17 protein-coding genes are annotated in these 16,940 nt (G+C 72.4%); 1 reads left to right on the forward strand and 16 read right to left on the reverse strand.

Annotation, left to right across the window (positions count from 1 at the left end; translation table 11 throughout):
- Positions 1-9: 9 nt before the first annotated feature.
- The 16 genes from ABZU91_RS22700 to uraD form a co-directional block, all read right to left on the reverse strand.
- Positions 10-327 carry a WXG100 family type VII secretion target gene (locus ABZU91_RS22700; RefSeq protein WP_355243773.1) on the reverse strand — a complete coding sequence of 106 codons (318 nt, stop codon included), beginning with the start codon at positions 325-327 and terminating at the stop codon, positions 10-12.
- Positions 327-779 (reverse strand): YbaB/EbfC family nucleoid-associated protein, encoded by a 453-nt coding sequence (locus tag ABZU91_RS22705; protein WP_355243776.1) that lies wholly within the window; start codon positions 777-779, stop codon positions 327-329. Before ABZU91_RS22705 ends, ABZU91_RS22700 begins: the two co-directional genes overlap by 1 nt.
- Entirely contained in the window at positions 776-1,531 is a 756-nt protein-coding gene (locus ABZU91_RS22710) for a hypothetical protein (RefSeq protein ID WP_355243779.1), read from the reverse strand. Before ABZU91_RS22710 ends, ABZU91_RS22705 begins: the two co-directional genes overlap by 4 nt.
- Positions 1,528-3,903, reverse strand: coding sequence for a hypothetical protein (locus ABZU91_RS22715; protein ID WP_355243781.1), 2,376 nt, complete (start codon positions 3,901-3,903; stop codon positions 1,528-1,530). Before ABZU91_RS22715 ends, ABZU91_RS22710 begins: the two co-directional genes overlap by 4 nt.
- Before the next feature lie 3 nt (positions 3,904-3,906).
- Positions 3,907-4,593, reverse strand: a complete 687-nt coding sequence (locus ABZU91_RS22720) for a hypothetical protein (protein WP_355243784.1) — start codon at positions 4,591-4,593, stop codon at positions 3,907-3,909.
- Positions 4,594-4,674: 81 nt separating this feature from the next.
- Entirely contained in the window at positions 4,675-4,962 is a 288-nt protein-coding gene (locus tag ABZU91_RS22725) for a hypothetical protein (RefSeq protein WP_355243787.1), read from the reverse strand.
- Between the two features lie 38 nt (positions 4,963-5,000).
- Positions 5,001-5,288 carry a WXG100 family type VII secretion target gene (locus tag ABZU91_RS22730; RefSeq protein WP_355243789.1) on the reverse strand — a complete coding sequence of 96 codons (288 nt, stop codon included), beginning with the start codon at positions 5,286-5,288 and terminating at the stop codon, positions 5,001-5,003.
- Between the two features lie 130 nt (positions 5,289-5,418).
- Positions 5,419-6,945 carry an RICIN domain-containing protein gene (locus ABZU91_RS22735; RefSeq protein WP_355243792.1) on the reverse strand — a complete coding sequence of 509 codons (1,527 nt, stop codon included), beginning with the start codon at positions 6,943-6,945 and terminating at the stop codon, positions 5,419-5,421.
- A 73-nt stretch (positions 6,946-7,018) separates the two neighbouring features.
- Complete coding sequence (alc, locus tag ABZU91_RS22740) at positions 7,019-8,011, reverse strand: allantoicase (protein WP_355243795.1); 993 nt, start codon at positions 8,009-8,011, stop codon at positions 7,019-7,021.
- On the reverse strand, positions 8,008-9,324 hold the full coding sequence (allB, locus tag ABZU91_RS22745) for an allantoinase AllB (RefSeq protein WP_355243798.1): 1,317 nt from the start codon (positions 9,322-9,324) through the stop codon (positions 8,008-8,010). Before allB ends, alc begins: the two co-directional genes overlap by 4 nt.
- Positions 9,321-10,493: a hypothetical protein gene (locus ABZU91_RS22750; protein WP_355243801.1), complete on the reverse strand. Its 1,173-nt coding sequence runs from the start codon at positions 10,491-10,493 to the stop codon at positions 9,321-9,323. Before ABZU91_RS22750 ends, allB begins: the two co-directional genes overlap by 4 nt.
- Positions 10,493-12,046, reverse strand: coding sequence for a malate synthase A (gene aceB, locus ABZU91_RS22755; RefSeq protein ID WP_355243824.1), 1,554 nt, complete (start codon positions 12,044-12,046; stop codon positions 10,493-10,495). Before aceB ends, ABZU91_RS22750 begins: the two co-directional genes overlap by 1 nt.
- A 40-nt stretch (positions 12,047-12,086) precedes the next feature.
- Positions 12,087-13,478 carry an 8-oxoguanine deaminase gene (locus tag ABZU91_RS22760; RefSeq protein WP_355243804.1) on the reverse strand — a complete coding sequence of 464 codons (1,392 nt, stop codon included), beginning with the start codon at positions 13,476-13,478 and terminating at the stop codon, positions 12,087-12,089.
- Positions 13,463-14,329: a factor-independent urate hydroxylase gene (gene pucL, locus ABZU91_RS22765; protein ID WP_355243807.1), complete on the reverse strand. Its 867-nt coding sequence runs from the start codon at positions 14,327-14,329 to the stop codon at positions 13,463-13,465. The genes ABZU91_RS22760 and pucL overlap by 16 nt, the downstream gene beginning before the upstream one ends.
- A 5-nt stretch (positions 14,330-14,334) precedes the next feature.
- Positions 14,335-14,661: a hydroxyisourate hydrolase gene (gene uraH, locus ABZU91_RS22770; RefSeq protein WP_355243810.1), complete on the reverse strand. Its 327-nt coding sequence runs from the start codon at positions 14,659-14,661 to the stop codon at positions 14,335-14,337.
- Positions 14,658-15,161, reverse strand: coding sequence for a 2-oxo-4-hydroxy-4-carboxy-5-ureidoimidazoline decarboxylase (gene uraD / locus ABZU91_RS22775; RefSeq protein ID WP_355243813.1), 504 nt, complete (start codon positions 15,159-15,161; stop codon positions 14,658-14,660). The genes uraH and uraD overlap by 4 nt, the downstream gene beginning before the upstream one ends.
- Positions 15,162-15,295: 134 nt before the next feature.
- Between uraD and ABZU91_RS22780 the strand changes: the two genes are divergently transcribed.
- Positions 15,296-16,849, forward strand: coding sequence for a helix-turn-helix domain-containing protein (locus tag ABZU91_RS22780; protein WP_355243816.1), 1,554 nt, complete (start codon positions 15,296-15,298; stop codon positions 16,847-16,849).
- The last annotated feature ends 91 nt before the right edge of the window (positions 16,850-16,940 follow it).

Below are 16,940 nucleotides of genomic sequence, written 5' to 3' on the forward strand. Positions count from 1 at the left end.
TGCCCTCTGCTACTCGCTGGTCAGCTCCAGCGAGCCGCCGCCCTGCGCGTCGAGCTGCTGGAACGCGTCGGCGATCACGTCCAGGTTGTCGGCGACCCCACCGAGGGTCTCGACCGTCGTGGCGAGGTCGGCGAGCTGCTGTTCGGCGGTCCCGACGTAGTTGTTGGCGAACGACTTGCCCGCGTCGTCGTCGCCCCAGCACCCGTAGACGGCATCGAGGTCCCGCTGCAACGCCCTGAGCGCATCGCCGAGTCGGTCGCCGGCGGTCCCGAGCCGGTCGGCCACGCCGTGCACACCGGGAATGTCCGCGGAGGTGATCTCGGACATCAGCTGTCCCCCCGCAGCCGTGCCTGGTCGGCCGCGGACACCGCGCCCGGCGGCAGAACGTCCAGCGAGGCACCGAGGAAGCTGCTCACCATCCGTTCCAGGTCGACCCGGCCGCCGGCCAGGTCCTGGAACGAGATGCCGGGCAGCACCTCGCCGGCGACGTCGGTGAGCTGGGTCAGGGACTCGACCCGGGCCGCCGCGATCGTCTCGGTGACGAGCGCGGCCAGTTCGGCCGGGGCCATCTGGCGATACCTGGTGTTGTGGAACGTCAGCTTGAGGATCTCGCCGCGGGCATTCACGGCGACCGACAGCATCCGGTCCTTGGAGGTGGTCGTCGTGCCCTCGGCCATCCGCTCGTGCATGCGTCCCAGGCGTTCCCGTTCCTCGGCGAGGGTCTGTAGGGCGGCCTCGAAACCGGCGGTCGCGTCGCCGGGTGCTCGTTGGTCGGTCATGACGGGCTCCTCTCGGGGCGTACGGGTGTCGAAGGGCGAGCACGTCCGGGCGTTCCCCAGCCGTCGGACGATTCGGCCCAGGGGCCGGGATCGACAGGCGCGGGGATGACCACGCGCCGCTCGCGCTGTTGCGCGCCGACCGCGCCCATGCCCATGCCCATTCCGCCCATCGGCATCATCGGCATCATGGGTGCGCCCGCGCCGGGCGATGCGGCACCGGGCGGGCTGGGCGGGACGTCCCGGTCGGGGTCGAGGTCGCCCGCGAACAACTCGACTCCGGGGGGCGCCGATCCGGCCAGCTCCCGCCCGGTCGCGGTGACCGGCGGTGGCGGCGGCAGGTCCAGCCCGGCCCGCAGGAGCGCCGCTCCGGTGGACGAGAGGACGACCTGGCCCTGCACGTCGTACCCGTCGGGTCGCGTCTGTGGATCCGCGGCCTGGCGGGCGACCAGCTCGCCCAGCCGGTCGCGGGCCTCGGCGAGCGAGTCGCCCGCCCGGCGCAGCGCGCTCGCGAAGTCGGTCGCGGCGAGTTGGTCGAGCACGGCCGCGACGTGGGCGGATGACGACGGCAGCGAGGACGACGAGCCGGTGGTCCGACAGGCGTCCTCGGCGTCGCGGAGCACACGACGGTACCGGTCGGCGAGTTCGGCGAAGGTCTGCCGGCGCTCCTCGAAGCGGTCCGCGGCGGCGTAGAGGACGGCAGGCGGCGTACGGCTCAGCCGGGCCGCCGCCTCCTGGAGCAACGCGACGGTCACGACGGCCGCCCGATCGCCTCGGCGGAAGCCCCGTCGCCGTTCTCCTGCCAGGCCTCGTCGTCGCCCTCCAACCAGATGCTGCGTTCCCGGTCGCGTGACGGTTGCTGCCCGTGGCCCTGACCCATCGGCGGCATCATGGGCATGCCCTGCCCGGCGGACGGGTCGACGGCCGCCGGGCCGGTCGGGCCGGCCTGCGCCACCGGAACGGCCGGACGCAGATCGGTGAGCGGGCTGCCGGCGGTACCGACACCGCCCGCACTGCCCGCCGAGCCTCCACCGCCGCCCGCGCCGAGCCCGCCCGACGAGCCCGAGCCACCGCCCGACCCTCCACCGGCGCCGGTCCCCCGCAGGAAGTCGGCGAGGCTGGAGGGCCGGCCGTCCCCGGTGTGGACGCCGTTCTCCTCGATCAGGTCGTCGAGAGCCTCGGTCGCGCTCTCGCGGGCGTCCTGGAGCGCCTCGATCCGGGTCTTCTCCTCGGCGCTCTCGCCCGGCTGCGCCTCGGCGTCCGCGACCAGGTCGTCGAGCGCGGCGTCGACCGCTTCCCGGGCCTCACGGACGGCGTCGTCGTGCAGGGCGTCGCGGGGGTCCACGACGTCCGCCGACTCAGCCATGTCGTCAAGGGAGTGGTCGAGCGCGTCCCGGGCGTCCTCGAGCGCCTCACGACGCTGCTCCTTGGACGCGGGATCGGCGTCACTCTTCTCGTTCTCCTCCAACAGATCGTCGATGGCGTCGGTCGCCGCGTCCCGGGCATCCTGGACAGCCGCACCGGGAGTGCTGGCGTCGCCCTTGCCCAGCAGGTCCTCGATGGCCTTGTCCGCGGCCTGCCGGGCGTCGTCGAGCGCCTGCTGACGCTCGGCGCCACCCGCGCCGGACTTGCCCGACAGGTCCGCGATGGCGTCGTCGGCGGCCTTCTTGGCGTCGTTCAGGGCCTGCTGCCGGGCGGCCTCGGACGGCTGACCGCCGCCCGCACCGGGTCCGGTACCACCGCCGGAGCCGCTGGACGGGCCGGAGGACTCGGTCGGCAGACCGCCTCCCGAGGAGCCGCCGCCCGGCATGCCACCACCGGCCGACTGCAAACCCTCGATCGCGTCGTTCGCCGCCTTCTGCGCGTCGTCCAGCGCCTTCTGACGTGCCTGCTCGGCGCCGCCGGTGCTGCCCTTGCCGCCACCCGAGCTACCGGACCCGGGGCTGCCGCCGCTGCCCATCCCCGGCATGCCACCGCCCGCGCCGGAGGTCTCCCCGCTCGGCGCCCCACCACTGCCGGACGTGCCGCCAGCCGGATTCGAGAGGCTGTCGATGGCGTCGTTCGCGGCGTTCTGCGCGTCCTGCAGGGCGGCCTGCCGCTCGGCGGCACCATCGCCGCCACCGGACCCGGAGCCGCTGCTGCCCGGCGTGGTGCCGCCGAGTCCCCCGCCGGACGAGCCGCCGGTCGATCCGCCCAGGCTGTCATCCGGCGCGGCGTCCTGGAGGTTGTCGATCGCTTCGTTAGCCCGGTCCTCGGCCTCGTCCCGCTCGTCCCGGTCCGACGAGGAGTCCGAGTCGGAGTCGTCCGACACCGAGGAGTCGTCGTCATCCTGGTTGGACGAAGAATCGTCGTCCTGGTTCGACGAGGAGTCGTCGTCGTCCTGGTTCGACGAGGAGTCGTCGTCATCCTGGTTCGACGAGGAGTCGTCGTCATCCTGGTTCGACGAGGAGTCGTCGTCGTTGGACGAGGACGAGTCGTCGGCCGCGCTGGTGAAGACGTTCGGCGGGGTGATCTCCAGCGGGTCCAGCGCCTCGCCCTTGATGACGTACTTGTCGCTCAGCGTCATCAGCAGTTGCCGCATGTGCGGCATCATGATGTTCTGCTCGACCATCTGGTACGCCGCGTCGCGGGCCTTCTGCAGCATGTCCGCCGGCGGTGACTGCTCGACAGCGCTGTACGCGTCGTACACCGCCCCCTCGAACAGCTTCTCCTGCTGGTCGGTGAGCTGATGGAACGTCTCCACCGCCTCCCAGAAGGCGGTGGCGAACACCTTGATGTCGTGCCCGACGTCGCCGACCAGCTGCCCGTACCCCTCCAGCCGGTCGTGCACGGCGCGGCTGTGGTTGAGCAGTTCCGTCGTCCGTTCCTGGAACGCGTCACCGGCCTGACCGACGAAGCCCGGGTCCAGTGCCGTCTTGATCCGGTCGAACTCGTCGTTGATGCGGGCGAGTTCGGCGGCGGCCTTGTCGAAGGCGGCCCCCGCGTCGTGCCAGGCGTTGCCGGTCTCCGCCGTGTTGTCCACCAGTTCGCTGACGTACGGCTGCAGGTCCGTCCACACGTGCAGCGAGGCGAACGTCTGCCCACGGGGAGCTGGCGTCTGGAGTGAGCCGACCGAATCCTCGGGCATGGCCTACTTCTCGTCGTCCTCGGGCGCGACGGTCGCGGTGACGCTCGTGCTCGTCGGCACCGACTGGTTGTTCTCGCCGTCGGTGAAGAACCCGCCCTCGTAGTCGTAGTCGAGGACGTCGGTGTCGGTGAAGAGCACCTGTGGGGTGATGGAGGTGTCCGGGAAGACGGTGACGTTCAGGTCCTCCGGCGCCGGCAGGGTGACCTCGATGCTGCCGTCGTCGGCCTTCCTCGCCTCGCCCGTCATCGGGTCGACCTCGAAGCCGAGGCGCGCGCCGTCGCGGTTGACGTTGTCGCCGGTGTCGTACGTCTCCTCGCCGTCGGCGGGTGGGATGGTGAGGCCGCCGACCGATGCGGTCCAGGTCTCGATCTCGTCGACGGCCTTGCCCTGGAGCGAGTCGCCGTTGGCCTGGTCCTGCTGCTCGAAGATGTCGGCGATGGTGCGCAGCCTGGTGCCGAGTGCCTCGAAGGACGCCTGTAGGTCGAGGGCGTGCTGGCGCAGACCGGCCCCGCGGTCGGCGACCATGGCCTCGAGCCACTGGGCGGCGTCGAGTTTGCCGGCCTCCAGCGCGCTGGTGTCCGCCGCCGTCTCGAAGATCGTCATGCTGCCGTCGCTCATGAGGTCCTCGATCTGTCGCGCCGCGTCGCGCAACGCCGAGAGGTCGATCTCGGTGCTGTCCGAGCTGGCCATTGCTCACTCTTCCTTTCCGGGCCGAGGTGTGCGTCGCGCGGTGCGGGCGGCGGCGGAGAAACTCCCCGCCGCCCCTGCGGTCTACCGGGAGCCGAGCTTCTTGTCGGTCGCCGCGTAGTCGGCGAACTTCTCGGCCAGCTCCTTGCTCCGCAGGAGGGTGGCGTTGTTCAAGTCGGTGATCCCGTCCCGGACCTTCTGGGCCTTCTGCTCGTAGTTGAGGACGTACTCACCGTTGAAGGCGAGAACCCTCTTCGCCTCCTGCTCCAGGACGTCCAACTGGGCGATCACGTTGTCGCTGATGCGCTTCATCTCGTCGTAGGCGACGTCCATGGAGTCGTAGTCGTACTTGATGTAGCCCGGATCCGTCACGGAAGGTGCTCCTTCTCGAGGTTGGTGGGGGACGGCGATCAGGAGAGGGATTCGCCCTGTTCCTGGTTGAGCCGCTCCAGTTCCGTCTTGCAATCACGCAGATACTGCTCGCAGTCGTCGAGGAGCTTGAGAATGCCGATCATGTCGGTACTCCATTCGTCCTGGACTTTGTTGAGCGTTTCCATGAGGACGCCGGAGTTGGCCGCGTAGAGGTCGTTCACGGTCTGGTCGAGGCCCGTACGCTGCTTGTCGAGGTCCTGCTCCGCGGCGTCGTGGTTGTCGGCCGCTGCCTCGACGTCGTCGGGGGTGATGTCGGTGATCGCCATGCTGGCTGCCTCCTGTGCACCGGTGATCGCTGGCACCGATAGACAACCAGCCGGCGGGCCGGCACAGGTCCGACCGGGAGAGTCGCGGGTCGATCTCCGGGGATTTCCCTCACCGGAGACGGACGTCCGATCAGGTGACCGGCCGCCAGGTCTGGTCCTCGTCGTAGTTGCAGGTCCAGATGGCCGTGGTCGCCAGGTCCCAGCCGATGTCCACGCACATGCCGCCGTTCACCGGGCTGATCAGGGCGTCGTCGCGGAGAGTCCAGCGCTGGGTGTCTTCACCGTTGCAGGTGGCGGTCTGCACGAGGGTGCCGTCGGTGACGCCGCTGTCGTTGACGTCGAGGCAGAGCCCGCTGCGGGCGGACCGGATCGTGCCATCCGACCGCACGTTCCACCGCTGCGAGACCTTGTACGGGTCACACGGCTCGATCCGGGAGGCGAGCAGGTTGGTGGCGGCGCCCGCGTCCAGGCACTGACCGGACCGCTCATGCGCGAACATGGTTCCAGACGGCTTGCGGCTCGGCGTGGGCTTGGGTGCCGTCGGCTTGGGCGACGCGGGAGGCGGCGCGCTCGCCCGCCGTGACGGCGTGGCCGCCGAGGACGTCAACGGGGCGACGGACACGGAGGGCGTCGGCGAGGGCGCGGCCACCGGCCCGGCACCGAGACGGGTGTCGAGCCGGTAGTAGTCGGTGTACCGGCGGACCTGTTCCAGGAAGGACAGTGTCATCGCGTCCGGTACGCCCCCGGCGCGTCGGACGGTGTCCTCGCCGGCACGCCACGAGGCGAGCGCGAGCAGGTACGGGTCACCCGGCAGTCCGGCCAGCTCCGTTGCCAGCCGGCACATCGCGAGAGCGAGCACGCCGACCGCGTCCTCGGCCTTCGACGGCGAGGCGTTCGCGGGCGCGTACCGCTGCCACAGCTCCGGCGGCACGCCGGCGACGCCGCCCGGTCCGTCCGCCCGGAACCCGGACACGGCCATCATCTGACCGGCGAGCGCGGCGGCGGGCACCTGCGAGCACCGCCGGCCGGCGGCGGCGAGCACGGGCGCGAGCGCTTCGGGCAGGGGTACGGCGTCCGGGGCCGTGCCGGCCGTGAGGGTCAGTGTGCCGGCGTCCGCGAAGTGCGGCAGGCCCTGGTAGTAGGTGGCGTAGCCGGCGGCCCGGTCGACGTACTCGGACGCCGGGTCGGGTACCCGGCCGGCCCTGGTCACCGCCGGGACGCCGGCCCGGAAACCGGCAAGCGACAGCCGCCACGGGTCGCCCTCGATCCCGGCCTGCCGGATCTCAGCGCCGAGCTGGCACATCAGGTGTGACAGGGCTGCCACGGCGGCGGCCGGGTCGGTGCGCCGCGCGCCCGTCCAGGGTGCCCACCGCCGCCACTGCTGGTCGTCGAGGCCGGCGAGGCCGCTGCCGCCGGACACCGTGCGTGTCGCGTCCGTGTCCACGCCGGACTCGGCCATCAGCTGCCCGGCGACGCGGGCCGAGGAGAGCATCGGGCAGGCGTGACCCGCGGACAGTACGGCGGACATCTGGTCGTCGGACAGCGACCGGCCGACCAGCTCGTCGTGACGCGCGTACGCGGTCACCCCGATGCCGACGACGGCGGCGACACCGGCGGCGACCAGGCCGACGACCCAGCCACGACCACGCGGATACATTCCCCGAACTCGCACGTTGAGTGTTCCCGACGACGACGCCACGCACCTGCAACGAGATCCGCAGGCGTCAGGTTCACGCCGACGACCACCGCCTTCGCAGGGTGTCCAGGCCGGCCGGGGTGATCTCACCGAGGACGCGGAGGCGGGCCATTCCGCCGTCCGGGTACGCGTCGAGTCGTACCCAGGTGACGGCGTCCGCGGCCGCGACCAGGAAGCGGTGCCGGGTGTCGGGTTGCAGGCGGGTCACCGGCAGCAGGTCGAACCAGCCATCCGGGTCGTCCGGGTCGGTGGCGCAGCCGCGTAGCGCCGCCGCCCCGGGCGCGTTGCCCTTGAAGTGGCTGGTGTCCAACTCGACGAGGCGGACGACGCCGGGCGCGGCCAGACGCAGCAGGACCCAGTCGTTGCCGTCGTCGCGGCGGCGGGCCGTCTCCCAGCCCTCCCCCATGGTGCGGGCCCGGCCCGGGGCGATCAGGTTGTGGGGCGTGCCGTAGAACATGTCGCTGCAGTCCACGACGAGTCCCCCGTGTTCCAGGGCCGCGAGGTCGACGAGGCCGCCGGTGAGGAACCGGGGGTCGGGGGTCACCTCGCCGTGCACCCGCAGCCGCGCGACACCGCCGTCCGGGAAGATCGACAGGCGTACGTGGGTGATCCGCTGGCCCGGTTCGACTCCGAAGACGTTGCGGGTGTCGCCGGCGAGCGCCGCCCGGGGCACCAGGGGCGTCCAGGTCGCCTCGGCCAGGTCGTCCGGTGTGGGATGACCGTCCAGGCGGCAGCCATCGACGGCCGCGTACGGCGGGTAGTTGCCGGTGAAGTGGCTGGTGTCCACGACGACCGTGTGCACGATCCCGGGAACGCCGAGGCGCACGATCGCGTGGTCGTGCCCGGGGGTACGCCGCCGCCGGGTCTCCCACCCCTCGTAGACCTGGCCCTTGGCCCCGAACGTGCCCGGGGTGAACGTCGGCGGGTTCGGGTCGACGAGATAGTCGGCGGGGGCGAAGAACTCGTCGTTGGCGTGGACGACGCCTCCGGACAGCACCCGGGAGGCCAGGTCGGGCAGGGTGGTCATCGGCTGCTCCGGGAGATGAGGCGTCCCCGTGGCGGACCGTCCGGCGAGACCGGTCGACCACGTAGCCACACGCCGCGTACGACGCCGTGCAGCGTCCGCCCGGCGTACGGGGTGACGGGGTGGCGGTGCCACAGCGCGGTCGGGTCGACCACGAACGGCTCGTCCGGCGCGAAGGCGACGAGGTCGGCATCGAAGCCGGCGGCGATGCGCCCCTTGGTGCCCAGTCCGGCGATCTCGGCGGGCCGCTGCGCCATCCATCGGACGACGTCCACCAACCGGTGACCGCGCCGCCGGGCACTGCTCCAGATGGCCGGCAGGCCGATCTGCAACGACGAGATGCCTCCCCACGCGGCGGCGAAGTCACCGCTCGGCGGTCTCTTCAGCATCGGCGTGCTGGGCGAGTGGTCCGACACGACGCAGTCGATGACGCCGGCGACGAGTCCCGCCCAGAGCCGGTCCTGGTTGGCGCGGTCGCGAATCGGCGGGCAGCACTTGTACTCGGTGGCGCCGTCGGGCACCTCCTCGGCGGTCAGGCAGAGGTAGTGCGGGCAGGTCTCGACGGTGACCCTGACACCAGCGCCACGCGCGGCGGCGATCAGCGGCAGGGCGTCCGCGGAGGACAGGTGCAGGATGTGGACCCGCGCGCCGGCGCGTTGGGCGGCGTCCAGCACCCGGGCGATGGCCTCCGTCTCGGCGCTCGGTGGCCGGGACGCCACGAAGTCCGCGTAGCGGCGGGATGGCGGTGCGGCGCTGACGGAGTCCGGGTTCTCGGCGTGCACGATGAACAGGGCGTCGACCGCGCGCAGAGCCTCGTCGAGCGCCGGTGGGTCCAGCGGTGGGAACTCCGGCACACCGGAGTCGACCAGGAAGCACTTGAAGCCGAGGACACCGGCGCGGTGCAGCGCCGCGAGGTCTCCGGCGTTGCCGGGCACGGCACCACCCCAGAACCCGACGTCCGTGTGGACCGCGCCGTCGGCGGCGCGGCGCTTCACGTCGAGGGCCGGCACCGACACGGTCGGCGGGACGGAGTTGAGCGGCATGTCCACGATCGTGGTCACGCCGCCGGCTATCGCGGCGCGGGTGGCCGAGGCGAAACCCTCCCATTCCGTACGCCCCGGTTCGTTGACGTGCACGTGTGTGTCGACGATGCCGGGCAGCAGGGCCAGGTCGCCGAGGTCGGTGACCGGCCCGTGGGGCGTGGCGTCGTGGTCGGTCACCGCCATGATGCGTCCGTCGGTGACGCAGACCGTCGCCGGCCGCTCGCCCTGCGGGGTGACGACCCGCGTCGAGCGCAGGACGAGGTCGTAGCTCACAGCGCCTCCAGGGTGGCTCGGTCCACGCCGACCTCGTCCGGGTCGAGCGCGCCGCAGTCGACGCCACGGCGCAGGAACCCCGCGAGCGCGTGGGCGGTCGCCGGTTCGTCCAGCACGCCCCCGGCCCGACGGGCCAGGTACGCGGTGAGGCGTTCCACTGTGGTCGCGCGGCTCTCGCGGAAGAAGGCGTAGGTGGCGGCGTACCGGGTGGGCAACTGCGCGGGGTGCAGGTCCCAGCCCTGGTAGAAGCCGCGTGCGAGGGACCGCCGGATGAGGCTCGTGTGCAGCCGCCAGGCCCGGTGCACGGCGGTCGCGTCGCCGACCGGAAGCACGTTGGACGAGCCGTCGCTGAGGCGTACGCCGGTGCCGGCCGCCGCCGCCTGCATGACGGCCTTGGCGTGGTCGGCGACGGGGTGGTCGAGCGACTGGTGGGCGGCGGCGATACCGCAGGCGGCGCTGTAGTCGTACGTGCCGTAGTGCAGCCCGACGCAGCGGCCCCCGGCAGCGGTGATCATGCGGGCGACGGTCGCGGTGCCGTCGGCGCCCAGTACCGCCTCCGGGGTCTCGACCTGCAGCTCGAACCGCAGGCTCGCGGCCGGCAACGCGTACGCGGCCTCCAGCGCCGCGCACAGCAGGGCCATCGCCGTGACCTGCTCCACGGCCCGGACCTTCGGCAGGGTGATGACGAAGCCGGGTGGGGGTGGGCCGAGGGCGTCGAGGAACACGTCGAGGGTGCGGATCGCCCGGTCCCTGCTGTCCGGGTCGAGGCTCTTGCAGCGCAGTCCGACGAACGCGGGGCGCGGACCGTGCCGCAGTGCCGTCGCGGCGACGCGGGCGGTCTCGTCCTCCTCGTCGTCGTCGCGTACGCCGTAGCCGTCCTCGAAGTCGAGACGCAGATCCTCGACGGGCTCGGTGGACAGCTTCGCCAGCACACGGTCGCGCAGCTCCACCGGGAATGGCAGGGGCGGGCACGCGTCGAGCGCGTCCAGCGCCTGCTCGCCCCACCGCCGGCACAGGTCCGGGGTGTACCGGTCCGCCGGGACGTACACGGTGTGCACCGGCTGCCGGCCGGGCGCCTCACCCGGGTAGCGCCGCCGCAGCGCCTCGTCGACCGGCGCGAGCCGGCGGTCCAGTTCGAGGCCGGTCCGCTCGTGCAGTCGGCGGCCCATCAGTCCACGACCTCGTACGCGGGCACCGTGAGGAAGTCGACGAACTCGTCGTCCAGTGCGCCCCTCTCGACGAGGGCACGCGCGTCCGTCCACCGTCCGGCCACGTAGCCGGCCTCACCCACGGCGTGCCGGATGCCGGCCAGTTCCTCCCCCACGACGCGTCGGACGAGGTCCGCGGAGACCGTCTCGCCGGTGTCGCCCAGCCGGACTCCCTGGTGCACCCACTGCCAGACCTGGGCCCGGGAGATCTCGGCGGTGGCCGCGTCCTCCATGAGGTTGTTGATGGCGACGGCCCCGACGCCCCGGAGCCAGGCCTCCAGGTATCGCAGCGCGACCGAGACGTTGGTCCGCAGCCCGACCGAGGTGACCTCGCCGCCCGCGACCGTGAAGTCGAGCAGCCGGTCGGCGTGCACGCGCACGTCGTCGCGCGTGCGGTCCAGTTGGTTGTCCCGCTGCCCGAGCACACCGTCGAAGACCTCCCGGCAGACCGGCACCAGCGCGGGGTGGGCCACCCAGGAACCGTCGAAGCCGTCGTTCGCCTCGCGCTCCTTGTCCGCGCGGACCTGCGCGAATGCCGCCGCGTTCCGCTGCGCGTCACCGCCGGGAACGAAGGCCGACATGCCGCCGATCGCCACCGCGCCGCGGCGGTGACAGGTCGCGACGAGCAGATCGGTGTACGCGCGCAGGAACGGCGCGGTCATCGTGATCGCGGCACGGTCGGGCAGGACGGTGCGTTCGCGGAAGGTCTTGATGATGGAGAACAGGTAGTCCCAGCGCCCCGCGTTGAGCCCGGCCGCGTGCGGTCCCAGCGCGTGCAGGATCTCGTCCATCTCGAACGCCGCCGTGATGGTCTCGATGAGCACTGTCGCGCGGATCGCGCCGCGTCCGATCGCGAGCGCGTCCTCGGCGTACGCGAACACGTCGTGCCAGAGCCGCGCCTCCCGGTGGCTCTCCAGCTTCGGCAGGTAGTAGTACGGGCCGGCGCCCCGCGCGATCGACTCCCGCGCGTTGTGGAAGGCGTGCAGACCGAAGTCGACGAGCGCGCCGGCGGCCGGCACCCCGTCGACCAGCACGTGACGCTCGTCGAGATGCCAGCCCCGTGGTCGTACGACGATGGTGGCGAGCGGCCCGTCGCCGCGCAGGGCGTAGTGCCGCCCGTCCGGCGTGTCGTGGGTGATGGTGGCGCGGACGGCGTCGTACAGGTTGACCTGCCCGGCCACGACGTTGGCCCAGTGCGGGGTGTTGGCGTCCTCCAGGTCGGCGAGCCAGACCTGCGCATCGGAGTTGAGCGCGTTGATGGCCATCTTGCGGTCGGTGGGGCCGGTGATCTCCACGCGACGGTCGACGAGACCGGGTGGTGGCGGGGGGACCCGCCACTCGGAGGCGCGGACGTCCTTCGTCTCGGTAAGGAAGTCGAGTCGGCCGGTCCGGGCGATCTCCGCTCGTCGCCGGGCGCGCCGGTCGAGCAGTTCCGTACGGCGTGCCCCGAAGCGGCGGTGCAGTTCGCGGACGAACTCCAGCGCCTCGGGGCTGAGGATCTCCTGTTCGGTCATCGTCGGCACGTCCGCTCCTGTCCTCGCTGTCGGTACGCCGTCACGGGGTTGCGGCGCGCAGCCGACCCGCCGCGCGCCGGGCCCGCAGGAGCAGGTCCTGTTCGTCGACGGTGGTCAGCCGGCCGCCCTCGACGACCGGTCGCCCGCCGACGAGCAGCAGCTCCACCGGTGGCGGCGCGCCGAGGACGAGGGCCGCGACCGGATCGGCGATGTCGGCGTGACCGAGTCCGTCGATGCGCCAGAGCGCCACGTCGGCACACTTGCCCACCTCCAGCGAGCCGATCTCGTCGGAGCGGCCGAGGCAGCGGGCGCCACCACGGGTGGCGAGGGTGAGCGCCTCACGTGCGGTCAGGGCGGTCGGCCCACCCCGCAGTCGTGCCAGCAACAGGGCCTGGCGCACCTCGGCGACCATCTGTCCGGCCTCCTGCGAGGCGGCGCCGTCGACGCCGAGCCCGACGGACGCGCCGGCGTCGAGCAGGTCCCGCACGGGGGCGATGCCCGCGCCGAGCCGGGCGTTGGAGCTGGGACAGTGGGCCAGCGACGTGCCGGTAGCGGCGATCCGCCCGATGGCGTCGGCGTCCAGGTGCACGCCGTGCGCGAGCCACACGTCGTCGCCGAGCCAGCCGAGCCGCTCGGCGTACTCGGCGGGCGCGCAGCCGTGCGTGGCCCGGCAGTACTCCTCCTCGTCGACGGTCTCGGCCAGGTGGGTGTGCAGCCGGACGCCCCTGTCCCGCGCCAACGCGGCGGCGTCCCGCATCAGCCGTTCACTCGCCGAGAACGGCGAGCAGGGGCCGACCGCGACCCGGACCATCGCGTCGGGCGCGGGGTCGGAGAAGCGGTCGATCGCGTCGGCCGTCGCGGCCAGTGCGGCGTCGGTGTCCTCCACGAGGTGGTCCGGAGGCAGACCACCGGCGGACGACCCGAGATCCATGGAGCCGCGGACGGGGTGGAAGCGCAGCCCCACCCGACCCGCCTCGGCCACCTCGGCGGCGAACAGGTCGCCGGCCCCCGCCGGGAACACGTAGTGGTGGTCGGTGGTGGTCGTGCAGCCGGACAGCGCGAGCCAGCCCAGCCCGGCGCCGACAGCCGCCGACACGTCCTCCTCGCCGATACGCGCCCACACCGGGTACAGCTCGGTGAGCCAGCCGAACAGGTCGGCCTGCTGCGCGAGACCCCGGGTGACCCACTGGTAGAGGTGGTGATGGGTGTTGACCAGCCCCGGTGTGGCGAGGCAGCCGGCGCCGTCGACGCGCCGCACCGACACGGCCTCGTCGGGCTCGGCCGCCGGGCCCGGGCCGACGGCGACGATCCGTCCACCCTCGACGACCAGGTGGCCGCGCTCGTACTCCCGGCCCGCGCCGTCGACAGTCGCGACCGCGCAGCCTTCGATGACGATGCGCTCCGGCCGGGGCGAGGTCACACGTCCCACCACGACTCGATCCACCGTGGCGCGTCCTCGCGGCGCACCGCGCCCTCGATCAACCCGTACGGGCGGTCGGGGGCGTGGAAGACCTCGTTGGGGTTGTCGAGCCCGAACGGTGCGAGGTCGACCAGGAAGTGGTGCTTGTTGGGCAGCGACATCCGCACCTCGGTGATCTCCGGCCGCTGTTCCAGGACCCGCTGCCCCATCGCGTGCAGGGTCTGTTGCAGGGACAGGCTGTGCGTGCCGACGAACGCCTCGACGAGATGCCGCCGTACCTCGCCGAACGAGACCGCCCAGTCGTCGCTCCCGCTCGTCGCGTGTCGCCAGCGGGCGTCCACCGCCGTGGCCAGGATGCGGTCGTGCGCCTCGGGAAGCGTCGTGTACGCGTCCCGGACGAACCCGAAGAACTCCGAGTCGGTCGTGTTCATCAGCACCATCCCGGTCAGCCCGGAGACGACGACGGCGTCCGGCCCGTCGACGGTGACGGTCGCCGTCCGCGTCTCCGCCGTCGAGCGGGCGAAGGAGTGCGCCCCCAGGCGATCCCAGGCGTGCTCGTGGACGTCGACGGTCGCCCGGGTGACGGCGGGCTGCGACTCGACGAAGTGCCGTGCCAGGCGCAGCGCGAAGTCCTCGATCGCGCCAACGCCGTGTTGGCGCGCGAAGGCGTACACCGTGTTCTTCTGGCTGTCGGTCGGCAGGACCTTGCTGTTGTCGCCGGTCAGGTGGGTGTCGGCCAGGTCGCCGGCGAGCGCGACGCCGACCGTCAGGTCGGTCAGGTCGTGCCGTTCGCCGTGGCGGACGACGTGGACCAGCCGCACTTCGGCCTTGCCGTACTGGTGGGGACCGAGAACAACGTCCAATGGGGTCAACTCCCTCGATACGTCGAATAGCCGTACGGGCTCAGCAGCAGGGGGACGTGTACGTGCCGCCAGACATCCGTGACCACGAACACCACCGAGACCTCCGGGAAGAACGCCCCGAGGCCGAGGTAGCCGGCGGTGTCGAAGCAGAGCCGGTAGGTCCCCCGTGCCCAGCGCCGCTTCGGCACCCAGTCGCGCAGCCGCCCGTCGGGGTCCGTACGCCCCGTGGCGACGTCGATCCACCGGTCGCCGGTCCAGCGGTACAGGTGCACCGCCACGCCCTGGGCCGGTTCGCCACGGGCGGTATCGAGGACGTGCGTGGAGAGGCTCACTCGTCCATCAGCCTCGTCAGTCGCAGCGCCGTGATGCGTGTCAGCTCGGCCCGGACCACCTCCCGCTCCGCTGCGGCGCCGTTGGCGAGCCGGGCGGTGGCGGCGGCGACGATCTCCGCGGACGACCGTCCGTTCGCGAAGATCAGGAAGAGGTGCCCGAAGCGGGCCTCGTAGGCGCGGTTCACCTCGCGCAGGGCGATCCGGGTCTCCTCGTCGCCGTCCGCGACGCCGGCCTGCTCACGGCGGGACCAGGCCGCGTCGCGCCCGTCGCCGTCGGCCCGTTGCCCGATCCGGGGATGCGCCGCCAGCGCCTCGGCGATGTCGGGCCACGGCAGGGCGGCGAGCGTCGCGGAGCCCGCGTCGACGAGCGCGTGCGGCGTGGCGTAGGGACGGGAGGCGGCCACGGCCCGCGCCCACGACGGCGACGCGCAGCAGGCCGACAGCGCCCGCTCGGCGTCGGCCGCCGACAACGCGTTGAACCACGTCAGACGCTCGTGCACCGGATCTCCCCTCCACCCTGCGGTGGCGGTAGTCAAACAGCGACATCGACCCGGGTGCATTGGGCGAGCGAACCGAACTTGAAACATTGCCGCCCTACGGTCTCTGGAGCTTCCTCCAAGGCAAGGAGTTGTCGATGCGCCTCAACGACCTCCTGGGCCAGGCCAGCCTCAAGCTGACGTTGCTCAGCGGCCACAGCCAGGGCGAGCGGGTGATCCAGCAGTTCTTCACCACCGACCTGCTCGACCCGAGCCGCTACCTGTCCGGCGGCGAGGTGGTGCTCACCGGTCTCATGTGGAGACGCGGTCCGACGGACTCCGAGGTGTTCGCGGCGGCCGTCGCGCGGGCGGGCGTCAGCGCGGTCGGTGCCGGCGCGGCGGCGTTCGGCACGGTTCCGGACGATGTCGTCGAGGCGTGCGCACGTCACGACATCCCCGTGTTCGAGGTGCCCGTCGAGGTGTCGTTCACCGTCATCAGCGATGCGATCGGCGCCGCCCTACGGGTCGAGCGGGCCACCGGACTTGCCGCGACCGTGCACCGGCACCAGGGGCTGATCGCGGCCCTCACCGAGGACGCGCACCTCGCCGACCTGCTGCCCTCGGCCGCGGCCGAGATCCCCTGCTGGGTTCTGTCGCCCACCGGTCGGCTCGTCGCGGGCACCGCTCCGATCGACGACGACCTGTGTGCCCGTCTGGCGCGTACGTTCCTGACCGCCCCTCGGCTGCCCCACGTTGTCGGCGTCGGCCGGGACCGGCGCTTCTCGCTCTTCGGCGCGAGCGCACACCCCGGCCGCCGGGTAGGCGCGTGGTTCCTCGCCTGCGCGGGCGACGCGGCCACCTGGGAGCCCGAGCGCCGCCAGGCCGTCGAAGGGCTGATCACCCTGCTCACGCTCGAACGCGCCCACCTCGACCGGCACCTGCACGTCGAGCGTCGCCTCGCCTCGCTCCTGCTGCGACCGCTGGTCGGCAAAGCCGCGCCCGCCGAGATCGCGGCGCGTCTCGAAGCGTGTCGCCTGGACCCGGACGCCACCTTCGTCGCCCTCACCGCCGGACCCGCCACGCCAGCGTCCGACGATCTGGCGCTCACGGTCGTCGAGGAGGTCGTCCGACCCCTGGCGCCCCTGTCCGCCATCGCCGCCGTCGGCGACGAGGTCCAGGCGGTCATTCCCGTCGACTCCCCCGCCGGCGTCGGCCCGGCCGACCTCGTGGAGGGAATCCGTCAGGCGACGCGGGCGCTGACACCGGTCCTGCGCGGGGCACGGTTCGCGATCGGGCTGAGCGCCGCGGCGTCCGGCGTCGACGCGCTGGACACGGCGGTCGAGGAGGCACGCCACGCCTACCGGTACGCCGTCACCGGGCAGGACCGGGTGGCGGTGGTGTCGAGTGTGGACCTGTCCTCGCACGCGCTGCTGCTGGCCGGCGTCCCCACCGAGGCCCGACGGGCGTTCCACCGCCGGCTGTTACGCCCCCTCGCCGAGTACGACCGGGCCCACGACGCCCGCCTCGTGCACACCCTCGACATGTTCCTGCGCTGCGACGGTTCGTGGACCCGCACGGCGAAGGAGCTGCACGTGCACGTCAACACGTTGCGCTACCGCATCCACCGCATCGAGCAGCTCACCGGTCGCAAGCTGCACCGCTTCGACGACCGCGTCGACCTGTACCTCGCGCTGCAACTGCAACGCCACTAGCTTGATCTTTAACCTGTGCGGCGTGGTCGAGGATTCGTTGATTTCTTGCTGGACTTCGGGTTTGTGGTGTCGCTGCTGGTGGCGGTGTGGA

The organism is Micromonospora sp. NPDC005174 (assembly GCF_040608495.1).
Taxonomy (GTDB): domain Bacteria; phylum Actinomycetota; class Actinomycetes; order Mycobacteriales; family Micromonosporaceae; genus Micromonospora.